The sequence below is a fragment of the Nocardia glycosmidis genome, from assembly GCF_052545115.1.
Map to the genome: position 1 here is coordinate 89,089 of NZ_JBQWRH010000011.1, position 16,757 is coordinate 105,845.

Annotated in this window: 15 protein-coding genes and 1 pseudogene; 9 read left to right on the forward strand and 7 right to left on the reverse strand. The window is 67.3% G+C overall.

The window, feature by feature from the left end; genetic code table 11:
* Positions 1-301: 301 nt before the first annotated feature.
* From ACT86A_RS15805 to ACT86A_RS15820, 4 genes and pseudogenes are all read left to right on the forward strand, one after another.
* Positions 302-583: pseudogene (locus ACT86A_RS15805) on the forward strand (L-glutamate gamma-semialdehyde dehydrogenase); the annotation flags it as partial.
* Entirely contained in the window at positions 583-1,539 is a 957-nt protein-coding gene (locus ACT86A_RS15810) for a proline dehydrogenase family protein (protein WP_445092887.1), read from the forward strand. The pseudogene ACT86A_RS15805 and the gene ACT86A_RS15810, both read left to right, overlap by 1 nt.
* Before the next feature lie 70 nt (positions 1,540-1,609).
* Positions 1,610-3,061: an amino acid permease gene (locus tag ACT86A_RS15815; RefSeq protein ID WP_445092888.1), complete on the forward strand. Its 1,452-nt coding sequence runs from the start codon at positions 1,610-1,612 to the stop codon at positions 3,059-3,061.
* Positions 3,062-3,254: 193 nt separating this feature from the next.
* Positions 3,255-4,652: an amidase gene (locus ACT86A_RS15820; protein ID WP_445092889.1), complete on the forward strand. Its 1,398-nt coding sequence runs from the start codon at positions 3,255-3,257 to the stop codon at positions 4,650-4,652.
* 41 nt (positions 4,653-4,693) lie between these two features.
* Here the strand turns inward: ACT86A_RS15820 and ACT86A_RS15825 are convergent, their stop codons facing one another.
* Positions 4,694-5,125, reverse strand: coding sequence for a nitroreductase family deazaflavin-dependent oxidoreductase (locus ACT86A_RS15825; protein ID WP_445092890.1), 432 nt, complete (start codon positions 5,123-5,125; stop codon positions 4,694-4,696).
* Between the two features lie 218 nt (positions 5,126-5,343).
* Positions 5,344-5,751, reverse strand: a complete 408-nt coding sequence (locus tag ACT86A_RS15830; protein WP_445092992.1) for a TIGR03668 family PPOX class F420-dependent oxidoreductase — start codon at positions 5,749-5,751, stop codon at positions 5,344-5,346.
* Positions 5,752-5,925: 174 nt separating this feature from the next.
* On the opposite strand from ACT86A_RS15830, the gene ACT86A_RS15835 reads away from it, so the two are divergent.
* Positions 5,926-6,342 carry a hypothetical protein gene (locus ACT86A_RS15835; RefSeq protein WP_445092891.1) on the forward strand — a complete coding sequence of 139 codons (417 nt, stop codon included), beginning with the start codon at positions 5,926-5,928 and terminating at the stop codon, positions 6,340-6,342.
* A 456-nt stretch (positions 6,343-6,798) separates the two neighbouring features.
* Positions 6,799-7,197, forward strand: coding sequence for an NUDIX hydrolase (locus ACT86A_RS15840; protein WP_445092892.1), 399 nt, complete (start codon positions 6,799-6,801; stop codon positions 7,195-7,197).
* A 38-nt stretch (positions 7,198-7,235) separates the two neighbouring features.
* Here ACT86A_RS15840 and ACT86A_RS15845 read toward each other — a convergent pair whose 3' ends face one another.
* Positions 7,236-7,811: a potassium channel family protein gene (locus ACT86A_RS15845; RefSeq protein ID WP_445092893.1), complete on the reverse strand. Its 576-nt coding sequence runs from the start codon at positions 7,809-7,811 to the stop codon at positions 7,236-7,238.
* 376 nt (positions 7,812-8,187) lie between these two features.
* Here ACT86A_RS15845 and ACT86A_RS15850 point away from each other — a divergent pair, with 376 nt between their 5' ends.
* Positions 8,188-8,706: an OmpA family protein gene (locus tag ACT86A_RS15850; RefSeq protein WP_445092894.1), complete on the forward strand. Its 519-nt coding sequence runs from the start codon at positions 8,188-8,190 to the stop codon at positions 8,704-8,706.
* Between the two features lie 75 nt (positions 8,707-8,781).
* Here ACT86A_RS15850 and ACT86A_RS15855 read toward each other — a convergent pair whose 3' ends face one another.
* The 4 genes from ACT86A_RS15855 to ACT86A_RS15870 form a co-directional block, all read right to left on the reverse strand.
* Positions 8,782-10,050, reverse strand: coding sequence for a cytochrome P450 (locus ACT86A_RS15855; protein ID WP_445092895.1), 1,269 nt, complete (start codon positions 10,048-10,050; stop codon positions 8,782-8,784).
* A 79-nt stretch (positions 10,051-10,129) separates the two neighbouring features.
* On the reverse strand, positions 10,130-11,539 hold the full coding sequence (locus ACT86A_RS15860; RefSeq protein ID WP_445092896.1) for an FAD-dependent oxidoreductase: 1,410 nt from the start codon (positions 11,537-11,539) through the stop codon (positions 10,130-10,132).
* Entirely contained in the window at positions 11,536-12,759 is a 1,224-nt protein-coding gene (locus tag ACT86A_RS15865) for a cytochrome P450 (RefSeq protein ID WP_445092897.1), read from the reverse strand. Before ACT86A_RS15865 ends, ACT86A_RS15860 begins: the two co-directional genes overlap by 4 nt.
* Before the next feature lie 52 nt (positions 12,760-12,811).
* Positions 12,812-14,050: a cytochrome P450 gene (locus ACT86A_RS15870; protein WP_445092898.1), complete on the reverse strand. Its 1,239-nt coding sequence runs from the start codon at positions 14,048-14,050 to the stop codon at positions 12,812-12,814.
* A gap of 241 nt (positions 14,051-14,291) precedes the next feature.
* Between ACT86A_RS15870 and ACT86A_RS15875 the strand changes: the two genes are divergently transcribed.
* Both ACT86A_RS15875 and ACT86A_RS15880 read left to right on the forward strand, forming a co-directional pair.
* Positions 14,292-15,980 (forward strand): AMP-binding protein, encoded by a 1,689-nt coding sequence (locus tag ACT86A_RS15875; protein WP_445092899.1) that lies wholly within the window; start codon positions 14,292-14,294, stop codon positions 15,978-15,980.
* Positions 15,967-16,755 (forward strand): ferritin-like domain-containing protein, encoded by a 789-nt coding sequence (locus tag ACT86A_RS15880; protein ID WP_445092900.1) that lies wholly within the window; start codon positions 15,967-15,969, stop codon positions 16,753-16,755. The genes ACT86A_RS15875 and ACT86A_RS15880 overlap by 14 nt, the downstream gene beginning before the upstream one ends.
* Positions 16,756-16,757 lie beyond the last annotated feature (2 nt).

A 16,757-nucleotide genomic window follows, 5' to 3' on the forward strand; every position in this document is an offset into this window, starting at 1 on the left:
TCTTTGTCCGACTGGCTCATTCTTCGGGCAGTTTTCCGGTGTTGACTTCGCCCTACCGGAAAACCACTTAGTAGGCGCCACTGACGCACGTCGCCCGAGCCGAGCGAAGGCGCGCCGGCCGCCCCACCCAGCAGGAGAATCCATGGACAACGCCCCGGGCAGCACCGAACGCGCCCGCCGACAGGCGAAGCCGACCCAGCTTGCCGCCACACCGACCGAAATCCACCATGTCATCGGCGGCGAGCACCGGCGCGGTCAGGGCGAACCGCTCGAGGTGGTCCAGCCACACCGGCACGCCGCGGCATTCCGCACCGAATACTTCGGCCCGATCTTGGCCGTGCACGGCTACGACGATTCGAGGGCGGGCGCGTTCGAATCCACGCTCGGCCTGGTCGATCAGGGGTCGCCGTACGGCCTGACCGGCGCGGTCGTCGCGCAGCAACCCTTCGGCGGGTCGCGCGCTTCCGGCACCAATAACAAGGCAGGCTCGGCACAGAACCTGCTGCGCTGGGTTTCCGCTCGCACGCTCGAGGAAACCTTCGTCCCCGCGACCGACCACCGTTACCCGCACCAGGAGCTGTGATGGCCTTCTCCGGACTGCTGCGGCCCGCCGTGCTGGCGGCCTCCCGTTCGCCCCGCATCGAGCGCACGATCACCCGCATTCCCACCACCAAGAAGGTGGTCGACCGTTTTGTCGCGGGCGAGACCGAGGACACCGCGGTGACCACGGCGGCAGCGCTGTTGCACTCCGGCCGCTGCGTATCGATCGACTATCTCGGCGAGGACACCACCGACCTCGACCAGGCCCGCGCCACCGTCGCGCACTATCTGCGGTTGCTGTCAGCGCTGTCGGAATTGCGGGCCGCGGACGAGCACCCCGTGCGCCCGCTCGAGGTGTCGCTCAAACTCACCGCGCTCGGCCAGTCGCTGCCGCAGAACGGGTACGCGATCGCCCGGGAACACGCGCACCAGATCTGCACCGCCGCGAGAGACGCGGGCATCTCGGTGACCATCGACGCGGAAGGCCACACCACCACCGACTCGACGCTGGCGATCGTGCGCGAGCTGCGGGTGGATTTTCCGTGGCTGGGCACGGTCTTGCAGGCCTACCTCAAACGCACCGAGGAAGACTGCCGGATGTTCGCCGGTATGGGATCGAGGATCCGGTTGTGCAAGGGCGCTTATCGCGAGCCCGCGACCGTGGCATATCAGAGCCGGGCCGCGGTCGACGAATCCTATGAGCGCTGCTTGCGTGTCCTGATGGAAGGCAAGGGATATCCCATGGTCGCCACACACGACCCCGCGCTCATCGACGAGGCACTGCGGTATGCGCACGAAACCGGCCGTGCCCGAAGCGACTTCGAGTTCCAGATGCTGCACGGCATTCGGGACGCCGAGCAGCGGCGGCTGGTCGCGGCGGGCCATACGCTTCGCGTCTACGTGCCCTACGGCGACCAGTGGTACGGCTACTTCATGCGCCGATTGGCCGAACGCCCGGCCAACATCGCATTCTTCCTGCGCTCATTTCGCGGTATTTGATCGGCAGCGCCTACCGCGTTGCGGGTTTGTTACCGCGTCTGCGCGTACCGCAGTGGACGAAAGGATATCCGTGTCCCTCGCGCAGTTACGCAGCCAGATGATGCGCCGCAAACCCCTCGGCGAGATCGAGGAGGAAGCCGCTCCCGCCGACGAGCGGCTCGCGCGGTCACTCGGTTTGTGGCAGCTCACCGCGATCGGCGTCGGCGGCATCATCGGCGCGGGGATTTTCACCTTGGCCGGTGCGGTCGCACATTCCGTCACCGGGCCCTCGGTGCTCATCTCGTTCCTCATCGCGGGTGTAGCCAGCGCCGCCGCCGCGCTGTGTTACGCCGAATTCGCCGGTATGGTGCCCAAAGCCGGGTCCGCCTACACCTACGGCTACGTGTCGCTCGGCGAAATCGCGGGCTGGTTCATCGGCTGGGACCTGCTGCTGGAGTACATCGCGGTCGCGGCGGTGGTCGCCATCGGCGTATCAGGGTATTTCAAGTTCTTACTCGGGCAGGTCGGCATCACGTTGCCGGATTGGCTGATGGGCGCCGCCGGCACGGGCGATGGCCACGTGATCGATGTGTTCGCGATGCTGTTCTGCCTCGGTACGGCCTGGCTGCTGTCCCGCGGCATTCGCAGCGTCGGCCGGTTCGAGACCGTCGCGGTCGGCATCAAGGTCGCCTTGGTCGTGCTCATCGTAGTACTCGGCGTATTCCACATCGACAGCTCCAACTACACCCCGTATTTCCCCTTCGGCGTGGGCGCGGTGTGGACCGGCGCGGCCACGGTCTTCTTCGCCGTGTTCGGCTACGACGCGATGAGCACCGCCGCCGAAGAGTCCACCGACGGAAAGAAGCACCTGCCGAAGGCGATCATCTATTCGCTGGCCATCGCCATGGTGCTGTACGTGCTGGCCACGCTGGTGCTGACCGGCATGCAGAAATACACCGAGATCAGCCCGACCAGCGGTTTCTCCACCGCCTTCGAATCGGTCGGGCAGCCCGGAGTCGCGAACATCATCGCGGTCGGCGCCATCGTCGGCATCGTCACCGTGGTGCTCACTTTCATGCTCGGCGTGACCCGCGTGTGGTTCGCCATGAGCCGCGACGGCCTGCTGCCGCAATGGTTCGCCAAAACTCATCCGGTCCGGAAGGTCCCCACCCGGGTGACCTGGATCGTCGGCATCGGTTCGGCGCTGATGGCCGGGTTGCTGGACATCACGGTGGTGGCCGAGCTGACCAATATCGGCATCCTGATGGCGTTCATCGTGGTGTCGGTCGCGGTGATCGTGCTGCGCCGCACCCGACCCGATCAGCCGCGCGAGTTCCGGCTGCCGTTCATGCCGGTCGTCCCGCTGATCGGCATCGGGTTCTCGATATACCTGATCTGGTCGCTGCCGTGGCAGACCTGGGTCCGTTTCGTGACCTGGCTGGTCGTCGGCCTGATCGTGTATTTCGGCTACTCGCGCACGCATGCCGGACTCGAGCGGGCCGGGTCCACCGGGTCGGGCCCGCGAAACACCGAGGCGACCTGAGGCCGGCCGCGGAAATGGTCGGGTGGATCGGCTGTTTACCCGCCCGACCTCGTCGAACGCGCAGTGAACCGAACCGACTCGCCGCGAGTATTCCTTGCGGGATGGTCGCTCGACTACCTACGGTCGGGGTGTCGAGAATCGATGCCAGGGGACATGCGTGGCAGCTCACCGGGGCCGAGAGGAGCGGTAGCGGATGGAACTCCAGGACGTCGTCGCGTCAGGTGTGCTCCAGCAGCGCGAACTGCTGGCACAGGGGGTTGTTTCGGCACGACAACTCGTCGAGGCGACGCTCGACGGGATCGAAGCGGCCGCGGATATCGGCGCCTTCACCCGCGTGCTGCGCGTGGAAGCCAGGGCCGAGGCCGCCGAGCGGGACCGCGAGCGTGCCGCGGGGGACCCGGTCGGACCGCTGCACGGCGTCCCGATCGCAGTGAAGGATGAATTCCACGTCGCCGGTGTCGTGACCACGTTCGGCAGCCGGGCGAACACGACACCTGCCGCGGCGGACGCCGAGATGGTGCGCAGGCTGCGCGCGGCCGGGGCGATCATCATCGGCAAAACAACGATGCCGGAGTTCGGGCAGTGGCCGTTCACCGAGTCCAGCACCTTCGGGATGACGCACAATCCGTGGGATCGCACCCGCTCCACCGGCGGGTCGAGCGGCGGCTCCGCGGCGGCGGTGGCGGCCGGGCTGGTGCCCGCCGCGATCGGCGGCGACGGCGGCGGCTCGATCCGGATTCCGTCGGCGTGCTGCGGTTTGTTCGGACTCAAACCGCAGCGCGGGCGGGTCTCGATCGCCCCGAACGAGCACCTGTGGTGGGCGCTGGGCGCCGCCGGGCCGCTGACCCGCGACGTGCTGGACTCCGCCATCATCTACGACGTCATTCGCGGCAGCACCCCCACCGATCGGTTCCGGGCGCCCGACCCGGCGATATCGTTCGAGGCGGCGGCCCGCACACCCGCTCGACCACTGCGCATCGGCTACAGCATGAAATCCCCTACGCCGCTGGGCAGACTCGATCCGCTGCACGTGCGCGCGGTCCTCGACACCGCGAAACTCCTCGCCGAACTCGGCCATGCCGTGCTGGAGATCGACCCGGATTACCCGGATACGACGTTCGCCTTCTTTCCGCAGTTCTACGGCGGCGTCCGCGCCGAGCTGCCCCGACTGGATCATCCGGAACTGCTGGAACGCCGCACCAAGCAGACGGTCGCGCTCGGCGCGTGGGCGCGCAGACCGGTCATCGAATGGGCGATCCGGCGCGGCGAGGTGGTGACACGCAAAGTCGATCGAATCTTCACCGAGTGCGATCTGCTGCTCACCCCCACCATCGCGATTCGCCCGCCACGGCTGGGCGTACTCGACGGCGCGAACACGGTGCGGGCCCAGCTCGCCTCCATTCCGATGGTCGCCTACACCGCGCTGTGGAATGTGGCCGGGAATCCGGCGGCCGCCGTGCCCGTGGGTGTCGGGGAGGACGGGCTCCCACTGTCGGTCCAGCTGGTCGGTCCCACGAACGGTGAAACCGCAATTCTCCCAGTGGCGGCGCAACTGGAGCAGGCACGCCCGCAGCCTCGTCCGGGTAGCTGAGCGAAAACGCTTCAGCAAGCACGGAATGTGGGGCGGGCGCCTCAGTTCTTCGGTGTCAGCAGGACGAGCGGAATCTCCCGCGTGGTCTTCGTCTGGTACTGCGCGTACCCGGGAAACACGCCGGTGACTTTAGGCCACAGCGTCGCCCGTTCCTCCGCCGTCGCCACCCGGGCAGTCATCGGCACTTTCGGGCCACTCTGCACCGACACGACGACATCCGGGTTGTCGCGCAGGTTCAGAAACCACGCCGGATGGACCGGGTCGCCCCCGCGCGAGGCGACAACGACGTAGGTGTCGCCGTCGACGACCGGGGCGGTGAGCATGACCGCGTGCGGTCGGCCGGATTTGCGGCCGGTGGTGGTGAGTTCGAGCGACGGCATACCCCCGAATTCGTTGCCGAACTTCCCGAAGCTGATCTTCAGCACCGCGCGATGCATCGTGTTCATGGCCTTCAGCACGACATTCGGGGGCATGCGATCCTCGCAGTCTTCTCGTCGGATGGCTCGGCGCGACGGCTCCGTCAGCGGCGCCTCGGACTGTACCGGACACGCACGCAATCAGCGCGGGACCAGCCGTGCCGGTGCTCGAGGGCTGCGAGCCGTACAGCCCGCAGCCGTCGTCGATTCCACCCGTCCAACGTGACCGAAGCTGCTGTCGGTGACCTATGACGGTCCGCGGCGGGCGGCGGCACTCAGCGCGCCGACCATCCCGACCACCGTATGACCTCGATGGCAATCACCGGTCCCGGCGGTGGCTGGTCTCGGTAGTCGGGGTAGCGGGCAGCCAGTCGGCGTTTCGCCACTTCGGCCTCGCCGCTGTCCGCGATGCGGGCGTCTCCATCGGCGCGCGCCCACCATAGCTGGGACCAGTCATCACTGTAGTGGTCGACGAGCACGGCAACGGCGGGGTTCGCCGCGATATTGGCCAGCCGGCGCAGCGCCATAGTTGTCTTCGGCTTCGCGTCGACGCTGGTATAGATCGTGTCGCCGACGGCGACGAACACGATCGGAACCAGATGCGGACGTGCCGCCGCCGAAATGGTTGCCAACCGCGCGACCGGAGTCGCCGCAAATCGCTCGCGCGCCTGTTCGGAATTCAGCCGCAACACACAACTCCTCCATATCGGCATCTCCGCTAACCGGGGATCGAGTTTGTTCCACCCCCTATACAACCGGACATTTGCCGTGAAATCCCGGCGATTGTCCACTACCACGCTACGGTCAAGTCAATGTTTGACCCGTCAATAGGCGTTGTCGCCAGAAGGAAGGCGGTAGTGGACATCGATATCACAACCAGGCTCAACCTAGCGTTCGAGATGTGGGAGCGGGCGAACGGGCGCCCCCTGGCCGACGACACGGTCACATCGTGGTTGACCGCCGCTGGGTACGACCTGGCCCCCGGCCAGCTGACGCAGGTGCGGCGGGGGCAGGACACCGCGCTGCCTGAACAGGCGCGCGCCGGGCTGGCCCACGTGTTCGGACTCGACCCCAATTACTTCGGCTTCGACCCGGGCCCCGGCCAGGCCGACGACGCGGAAGTCCTTGCGCACCTGGATAATTCGGCCTTGCGCCGGCTCGGACGGGCCGTGGACGGTGTCTCGTTGCGCACCCTGCTCTACTTGGAGTCCGTCGCCGACGTCCTCCGTCAAGCCGACGGCCTGCCCCCGTCCGAGCAAACCGCACAGCTCTGATCGACAGACCAGCGGCTCGGATTCGGCCCCCGGCTCGGGCAATCCGGTGGGCCGACTTCACCGCCGACCCCGGGGCGGGATTTCACCGCGCTCCGGCACCTGCCGAGCAGGTAACCCCGCGGCGTCCGGCCGCTGCGCGCTCGACGGCACGATTGCCACGAAGCCCCGACGGTCGCCGAACAATGACCCGAATCAACTGCCCATAAACGAATACAGGGGCTGAAAAATCCAGTGCGGCACCCTTCACACTCGTGCGTCGAGAAATGGGCCGCCACCCCAGCAAATTCGGCAGGCGAACATGCCGAGATAGCGCGATTGTCAGCCGTCGAGGGCGTCGCCGAAGTATCTTCGCCGCATGCTGCTGGACGATCTCGCGGCAGCCATCCGATGCGCATCGTCTCGCCGCGCCCGAAATCCGGCGGACGCCCGGTTCGGGCCACTCAGTACAGTAGGCCGGTGATTCGCACCGCGGCGCTGGCCCACATCCGGGATCGTCGTCTGCTGCAGGCGCGCTCGGTCGGCAAGGATGTCTTCTACATGGCCGGTGGCAAGATCGACCCCGGGGAGACGCCGGAGGCGGCGTTGCATCGTGAGGTGCGCGAGGAACTCGGCGTCGGTGTCGTCTCCTGCGCCGAACTCGGGGTATTCCACGCCGAGGCGTACGGGCACGCGCCGGGTACCCGGCTGCACATGACCTGCTTCACCGCGGAACTCGATGGCGAACCGCGGCCGACCAGCGAGATCGCCGAGCTGCGCTACTTCACCGTGCGCCAGTACGCTGCCATGGATCATGTCGCGCCCGGCTCGATGATGGTCTTCCGCACGCTCCACGAACTCGGCGTGGTCGACTGGTAGCCCACAAGAAACCCGCCGCACCTGCACCGGCCGGCGTTTCACTTCTCCCGGCTGTTTCCGGTGGCGAATAGGTCGGATCGGTGCAGTTGTTCCCGACGGAAACGAACAGAGAGCACCACCAGCCGGATCACCAGGCCGATCAGGACCAAGTTGCCGAACATCTGTGTGAGCACGACAGCACGGGACGTCTCCGACGTGGCCACGATGTCGCCGAAACCGACAGTGGTGAAAATCGTTACGCAGAAGTAGAGCGCGTCGACCCGGGTCAGCGGCTCACTGAAGTCGCCGGGAGTGGCAGCGGAGAGCAAGGCGTAGATCGTGGCGTAGCCGACGAGGTAGCAGCCGAATGTCGCCGTCAGCGCCTGCAACGCCTGCGCGACCGGGTCGCCCGCACGCAGCACCCGCCGGATCTGCCAGGCACCCACGGCACACACCGCCAACAGCCCGAACAGCAGCAGCACCACCGTGCGCACGCCGCTGATCCGGGTGAAGGGCAGCGAGAAATACGCCAGCAGCAATGCGGTGATGGTGACGATCGGTGGCAGCAGCGTTCGGCCGAGCACCCACCGCCGGTCTCCGGCCGATCCCCCGGGTGAACTGTTCGCTGTCGACATCGAGAGTGCCCTCCGCATCGACGTCCGGCACGTTCGAAGCCGGTTGTCCAGTGGATCAGGAGCAGCGTAAATCACGAGCAACGTAGCGCAAGCCTGCCGCCATTCGACGCTACGCCGTCACCGCGACCATGATGGCGACTCGAGCAATACCCGCGCCCGAAATACCCCGCCGAACACAGTCAGGATATCGAGCGAGTTCGAAACGGAGTCCGGATGACGCATCTATGCGAGGATCGGAGCACCGGCGCCATCGACCGACGTATACACGCGCCGGCAGCCACCGAAGTTCGCTTCCGCGGAATTTGTACCGACAATTCCAGGCATCGCACGCCAATGACGCACCACGGGATTCTTCACCGACTACAGGAGTAGGCCGATGATTTCCAAGAACAGCGTCACCGCCATTGCCGCTGCGGCCGTCGTGCTGCTCATGACCGCGGCGTGCGGGTCCGACAACGGCTCGGAGTCGACGCCGACCCCCGAACACACGCGCGACATGCGCAGCAGCATCGGCGCGACCGCTTCCTCGGTCGTCGGGTCGGCCCTGAACACCGCGCAACAGGCCATCCAGAACGCGATCAACGCGGCGCTGGCCACCGCGCCGATCACCTTCGACAGCGGTAGCTCCGACCTCGGCGCCGCAGACGTCGCCACCATCAAAGCGGTCGCGGTCCCGTTGCGGGGGAACGACGCCAAGATAGAGATCACGACCTATGCCCAGGATCCGAACGCCGCGAAGGCCAAATCGTTGGCCCGCGCCCGGGGCGACAACATCGTGGCGGAACTCGAGTCCGAAGGTATCGACAAGGCTCGTATCAGCGTGAAATCCGAGGGCAACCCGTCCGGGGCGGACCTCGAGGTCGACCAGGCACAGATCAAGGTGGTCGGCGAATAGGTCCGGACCCGGCCCAGGACTGTGCCCGCCACCACTATCGGGCGGCGCGGCAGATCGCCCCGGTGCGGGCACCCGCTATGCGGGAGTGCAGCGAGTCGGCAACGCCGCCAACCCGCGGATCACCACGTTGGGCTTGTAGGGCGGTGTGTCCGACAGCAATTCGATATCGCGGACCTTCCGCAGCAACACGTCGAGCAGCACCTCCATCTCCAGCAGCGCGAGCGGTGCGCCGAGACAGTAATGGATGCCGAGGCTGAACCCGAGGTGCTTCTTGGCCGGGTTCATCGGATCGGCGTAGCGGGCCACATCGATCCGATCGGGGTCCCCGTAGGCGGCGTCGTCCCGGTTGGCCGAATTGATCAGCACCACAACGCCTTCGCCTGGCTCGAACTCATGTCCGGCCAGCGTGATCGGGCGGGTCGCGGCGCGGGTGGTGATCTGCACCGACGGCTCGAGGCGCAAGAGTTCGTCGGGCGCCGACGCGGTCAACTCCGGGCGTCTGCGCAGGGCGTCGATCGCTTGGGGGTTGCGCATCAACTGGAGCATGCCGGTGCCGATCAGGTTGGCGGTCGTCTCGTGCCCGGCTACGAACGTGGTGATGCAGGTGGCCAGCAACTCCTGCTCGGTGAGCACGTCACCGCGATCCTCCACCTGCGACAGCACGCTGAGCAGGTCATCCTTCGGGTCGCGGCGACGCTGGTCGAGCAACTCACGGAAGTACGCCATGAAGCCGCGCGAGGCCGCGCTGCGCGCCTGCAGCGCTTGCTCGGGCAGCGTGTAGTCGTGGTCGAAGCCGCGGGCCAGATCCTGCGACCAGCGATGCACCTGGTCGTAGGCGTCCGGCGGCACGCCGATCAGCTCGCCGGCGATGATCAGCGGCAACGGGTAGGCGATCAGCTCGACGAGGTCGAATTCGCCTGCCGCCAGCGCCTGGTCGACCAGTTGCTCGGTGAGCTCCTCGATCCGCGGACGCAGCCTGGTCACCATGCGCGGAGTGAAGCCCTTGGTCACCAGGTTCCGCAGCCGGGTGTGGTCCGGCGGCTCCATCCAGAGGAACGAGGTGGGCAGTTCCTCGGGCGCGTTTTCCGGCGTTACGGTCGGATGCATCATGGCCGCTTCCTCGGCGTGACTCCACGCAGTAGTCGACAGCACAGCAGCGCAGTCGTCGTAGCGGGTGAGCAGATAGTGGCCGAGTGGGGTCTGGTGCAGCCGGCCCGCCTCGCGCAGCACCCGGGCCGGGGTGTACGGATCGGGTCGGCCTTCAGGTCCGAAGAGCTGGGTCATGGCTGTCTGGATAGCGGAATTCTGTTCCGCGACAGCCGTACCCGCGATTGACGAGTCCATGTCGAGTGGTCCCTCCTGTGCGGTGCACCGCCCGGCCGGTGCGGCAGGACGTTCGAAATGCGTCAACGTTCGAAATGCGTCAATGATCGGAATGGATGTGATGCTGCGAGCCCGGCGGCGTTGACGGGCCCGGCGCCCGAACGGGTCCGGGACGGGAGGGGCGAATGAATTGCGGCGCATTCGCCGATGCGTTTGCGCGCAGCAAGACCCGCCCCACGAGCAGTGGATGCACCAGTGCAGCAGGCGGTTCGACCAGGTTCGCCACCCGCAGGAACGTGCGCGCCACCCGTGGGTCCACGTGCGCGGCGCGATGCACGCGGGCCAGGTAGGCCTTGGTGAGGCGGGTTCGTGCCGTGCGTGGTCCGGCGACGCCCGGATGCGCGAGATCGGCACCGGTCGACATTTGCCAGGCGACGTCGAGCGCGCTGTCTGCCGCCGCGTAGAACCTCGCAGGCAAGCCGGGCCCACGCCCATCCGCGCGCAGGCATTCACGCAGCGCGATCGCCTGCTGGGCAGCGACCGCCATCCCCTGGGCGTACAGCGGATTGACGCTGCACAGTGCGTCACCGAGCATCAGGAAGCCGTCTGGCACCGCCGCGCGCCGGGAGTAGCGTCGGCGCACCGGCGAGCGGAACCGGTGCGGCACCGCATCGCCCAGCGGTTCGGAACTCCGGACGATATCGTCGATGTCCGGTGCGGCCAGCGAGGCCGCGAAGCGTGCGAAACCGTCCGGGTCGGTCGGCGGGTGATCACCCAGTATTCCGGCCAGGGTGACGTGCCAGCGATCACCCTCCACCCGGATCGCGCCGCCGCCGCGACCATCGGTTCCGGTGGAGATGATCACCGACGCCTGATCGTCCAGCTGTCCTTCGGTGCGCCGGTAGAACCGGGAGGCGTAACCCAGATCCACCTCGATCCGCTGCTCATCGGGTGCTTGCGCGCCGAGCGCGGTGAGCCAGACCGAAGCCCGCGAACCGCGTCCGGTCGTGTCGACGACGAGGTCGGCGGCATGGGTCTCCTCGCCTGCTGCACCCGATATCACGACCGCCCGGATCCGCCGCGCGTCACCGATCAGACCGCGCCCGGTCCCGGTGACCATCCGAATTGCCGGTAGCGCCGAAACACGTTCGCGCAATACGGATTCCAGCAGCGGCCTGGTCGCTATCAGGGAGGTGAGCCCGGTCGAGGTCGGCGCGGCCCGCAGTCCGCCCAGGTACCACCGGGTGTCGACCAGCGCCTCGGCGACGGTCGCGCCGCGGGCCGCCAGCTCGGCGGTGAAACCCGGGACGAGTTCCTCGATGATGGCCCGGCCGCGGTCGAGCAGCCCATGCAGATGCCGCGCCTGCGGCACGCCTTTGCGGATCCCTTCGACGTCGAACCCGTCCCGTTCTACCAGGGTGACCTGGGCACAGTGTTCTGTCAGCACACGGGCCGCCAGCAGCCCCGCGATACCTGCGCCGAGGACGACCGCATGCCGTGTCTCGTTCACAATGACACCGGCAGCGACACAATGCCGCGATGGATCAGGCTGGGCCGATACTCGATCTCGCCGGTCGCCGGCCTCAGCTTCGGAGCCCGCGCCAGTAGCGCGCCGACCGCTGCCTCGGCCTCGATCCGCGCCAGCGGCGCGCCCACACAATAGTGGATGCCCAGACTGAAGCCGAGATGCTTTCGGGCCGGACGGTTTCCGGCATAGCGCGTGATGTCGAAGGTATCCGCGTCCGGGTAGACCCGCTCGTCCCTGCTGGCCGACGCCGTGAGCACCACGACGCCGTCGCCGCGGCGGAACTGGTGCTCGCCGACGATGGTGTCGGCGAGGGCGACGCGGATGGTGAACTGGGTGGGCGCGTCGTAGCGCAGCATTTCGTCGAGCGCGGGCGCGATCAGCTCTGGGTTGTCCCGCAGTCGGGCGAGCTGGTCCGGATTGCGCAGCAGCGCGAGCATGCCGTTGCCGATCAGGTTGATCGAGGTCTCCATGCCGGCGACCAGGGTGAGCAGCGCCATGCCGATCACTTCCGGATCGGTCAGCTGGTCACCGTCCGCGCTCGCCGCGACCAGAGCGCTCAGCAGATCGGGCGTCGGATTCGCCTTTTTCTGCTGGACCAGCCGCGCGAAGTAGCCCATGCACTCCATCGCCGCCGCACCGCGCGCGGCCACCTCCTGCGGGCCGAGCAGCGAGTCCGGGTCGCTGCCGCGCGCGATGGCCAGCTGCCACTCCCGGAACTTCGCCCCGTCGGCCGGGTCGGCGCCCAACAGCCGGACCGGGACCATCGCCACCGCCAGCGGGACGGCCAGATCGTCGAGCACATCCAGTTCGCCGCGATCCAGCGCCGCGTCGATGATCTCCCGCACGACCTGCCCGGCCACCGGCACCATCTCGGCCATCAGGCGCGGCGCGAAAGCCTTCGCGACCAGCTTCCGGTAACGGCCGTGCTCCGGGGGATCCATCCGGACGAACGAACCGGGGATCGCGGCCGTGGTATCGCGGAACGGGCTGATCCCCGCCGCGTACCCGTGGCCCCAGTCGGAGCCGGTCAAGATCGTGGCGCACTCCTCGTAGCGGGTGACCAAGGTGACCGGCACCTCGCCCAAGACGTAGGGGAACAGCGCCGCGGCGTCCCGCACGCGCCGGTATGCCGGATACGGATCGGCGCGCTCGCTCGGGTCGAAGGCGTCGAAAGTCGGATCGGTGGGCGTAGCAGTGTTCATCGAGCCTCCTGTAGCTTGCGCGCACCCGCATCCGGCCGGTGCGAATCCCCCCTCATCGCGCCTCCATCCGGACACGCAATCGCGACATGCCGCGCACGACCACGTTCGGCCGGTACGGCGGTTCCTCCAGCAGGGTCATGGACACGACCCGCTCGGCGATCGCCCGTAGCACCACCTGCATTTCCAGCCGAGCCAGCGGTGCGCCGAGGCAGTAGTGCAGGCCGAGCCCGAAGGACAAATGCCGCTCGGCTTTTCGCCCTCGCGCGTACCGCGCGATATCGAACTCGGCGGCCCGCGCGAAAGCCGATGGGTCGCGGTTGGCCGAGGCGAGCAGCACGATCACCGCGTCGCCCGGCGCGAAGCTCCGGCCGGAGATCGTGATCTCCTCGCGCGCGGTACGTGTGGTCAGGTGCACCGGCGCGTCGTAGCGCAAGACCTCGTCCACCGCGGGTTCGGACAATTCCGGGAACGCGTGTAGCCGCTCGAACTGGTCTGGATGACGGAGGAGGGCGAGTACACCGTTGCCGATCAGATTGACCGTGGTCTCGTGCCCCGCGACGACGAGGATCAGCAGCGTGCCGAGCAATTCGGTCCGGTTCAGGTGCGCGCCCGCGTCGTCGGCCTGCACCAGTGCGGTGATCAGGTCCGCACGCGGCGCGCGGCGGCGCTGTTCGACCAGGTCGCCGAAGAACTCGAGGAAGGCGTGCACGGCGGCGGTACGCGCGTCCAATTCCTGCTGCGACAGCAGCAGATCGGGGTCCAACCCACGCGCGATGCTGGTGGAGATTTGCCGGACGTGCTCATGGGCCTCCACCGGTACGCCGAGCAGTTCGCACACCATGGTGAGCGGCAAGGGATAGGCCAGGCCGTCGATCAGATCGACGTCGCGTTCGGCGAGTACTGTCGACATCAGGTCGTCGACCAGCTGTTCGGCACGTTCGCGCATACCGCTGACGGTGCGTGCGGTGAACGCCTGGCTCACCAAACCACGCAGCCGGGTGTGCTCCGGCGGCTCCATCCAGAGGAACGACCCGGGCAGTTCGACGTCGCTGTCGCCGTGCAACAGCTGCGGCTCCTCGGCGTGGCTCCAGCGTGGGTCCTGCATGATCGCTCGGGCCTCGTGATGGCGGGTGACCAAGTGAGTGCCGTGCGGGCCGGGCACGAACGGCCCCGCGGCCCGCAGTACCTCGTAACTGCCGTACGGGTTGTGCCGCATATGCGGAGCAATGCTCTCGATGACCGCCAGCTGAACCGGGGTCAATTCCTCGACCGCGGAATGGTCGGAACTCACCGGAAACTCCTGGGTAGAACGGACGCGACACGGAATTCCACAGCCCGGCTGTGAATTAATTTCCGTGTTCCATGGTTGTGCGTGCCGGAAGCGCGCTGCGGCGGCGATCACCCGTTTCTATCGGACCATAGTCGAAATACCTTATCCGACAGCACGATCGGCTGATCGGCATTATTTATCGCAGACGTTAATTCACAACGAGTTCAGGGCATCGTCACAATTCGCTGTTGTCGTTCGAGATATGAATTCCGCGGAATGCGCCGAAACCCTGCACGGTCGCCTCGCCGAGATCGCCGCCGCTGCCCCCGCGGTGACGGTCACGTTCAGGTCGGTGTCGGAGACCGTCGCTTACGCCGACCTGCACCGGCGGTCACTCGCGGCCGCAGCGGTACTGGTCCGCCGGGGCGTTCGGCGCGGGGAACCGGTAGGCATCCTCAGTCCGAACGCGCCCGAGTTCCTCACCTGCCTGTTCGGCGTTGCCGCGGCGGGTGGCGCGGCCACTCCCCTGCCGCTGCCCGCGGGCGCGCGGGCCACGAGCCGCTACCCACAGAAGCTGGCGGCCATCGTCGCGGCGGCGGGCTTGCGCACCATTGTGGTGTCGCATCGCTTCGCCCACTTCACCGCAGCACTGCGAGATACCGTCGACGTCGAATTCATCGAATCCACAGCACTTTTCGAGGACAGCGCGATACCGATGCCGCTGCCCGCGCTCGACCGCGACGATGTGGCCGTCGTCCAGTTCACCTCGGGCAGCACCGCGACACCCAAGGGCGTCCGCTTGACCCACCACAACGTGCTCAGCGGTCTCGCGTCGATCCGCACCGGCATCCAGCTGAACCCGGCCGACCAGGGCGGCTTCTGGCTGCCACTGTTCCATGACATGGGCCTGTTCGGCACGCTGTCGGCGATCCTGCGGGGCATCCCCGCGCATGTGTGGTCGCCGCTGGCGTTCGTCAAGGACCCGGCCCGCTGGCTGGCCGAGTTCGCCGCCAGCGGCGCGACGATCACCGCGATGCCCAATTTCGGCTACGAAGCGCTGCTGTCGGCCGTCTCACCACACCAGGTGCACGAGTACGACCTGAGTCGCTGGCGGATCGCGTTCAACGGATCGGAGCCGATTTCCCGGGATGTCGTGCTCGCGTTCTGCGAGCGTTTCGCGCCCGCGGGATTCCGCCCGACGACGATGTTCGGCGTCTACGGTATGGCCGAAGCCACCTTGGCGGTCACCTTCCCCCCACTCGGACGGGAACCGGTCTTCGAGTGGGTCGACCGCGCCGTGCTGTCCGATAATGCTCTGGCACAACCCGTCGCGCCGGAATCCGCCGGCGCGCGAGCGATCGCGGGTGTGGGTGCGCCCGTGCAGCGGTTGAGGTTGCGTGTCGTCTCGCCCGATGGCGATCACGACCTGCCCGACGGCGCGGTGGGCGAGATCCTCATCCAGGGCGACGCGGTCACCGGCGGATATCTCACCACCGACCCGGCACGGGTCGCCGGGCTGTTCACCGACGGCTGGCTGCGCACCGGTGATCTCGGATATCTGCGCGGCAACGAGCTTTTCGTCACCGGCCGGTGCAAAGACATGATCACCGTCCGCGGCATGAACTACTACGCGCAGGACGTCGAAGCCGCCGTGCGCGTCCTCGACGGCGTGTACCAGGGCCGCTGTACCGCCGCGATCGCCCCGGACGGCGCCGAGGTGATCGCGCTGATCGCCGAATCCGAGCGCACCGGAATCGACGCCGACGCACTGGCCGAGACAATCCGCGCCACAATCTCCGCCGAACTCGGCCTCAGCGCCGTCGAGGTCCACCTCGTCGCGCCACGCAGCATCCCCCGAACCAGCAGCGGCAAGCTCCAGCGGCTCGCCGCTCGCGATCTCATCACACCGGTAACACCGACCGAACTGGAGTCGCCTCGTGCACAGCTATGACGTCTTCCGCCACTACGAGCGCCTGCATTGGAAACTGGCCGACCTCGATCTCGACGCCATCGACAAATCCCTGGTCCGTGCCGAGTACATCACGTTGGCCAAGAGCGCGACGATGGGCGAGTCCAATGTGATCGCCGCGGTGCACGGGTTTCTGAACGAATTCCTCGACGACTACGATTTCTCGACCTTCGCGGTGGTGTGGGGCTACCAAGAGGTACAACACCACTACGCGTTCCGTGCGTGGCTGGGCGCCCTCGGCGAAAACGTGGACGACAAGGCCGTCGACTCGATGCGCGAGCCGTACGCGCCGGGCACCACGCCCTCGGCGACGCTGGCCACCAACATCATCTCCGAGCTCACCGTCAACCACATCTACCGCGCGGTCGCGAACTGGGTCGCGGAGCCGGTGTTGAAAGGCCTGCTGCTCAGCGCAAGTCGCGACGAAGCCGGCCACGCGCGTGAGTTCATTCACTACGCGACCGAGCGGCTGCGGCAGCGTCCCGAGGAACTGTCCTCGGTGCTGGAGACCCTGTACGTCTACAGCTCCGAGGCCAAGATCAAGCACCCGGTCAGCACCTTCAAGGCCGGGATCAGCGAGCTGGGCGAGCACGAGACCATCGACACCGGGTTCGACCTGTTCCTCGAGCAGGTCGCCGCGGAGGGCGAGCTGGATCTGTTGCACGACAAGGTCCGGCGCACCTTCGGCAACATGACCGGGCTGGACCTGTCCAGCAACGCCAAGGTCCGCCGTGCCCTGGCCGACGCGATCGCCTGACA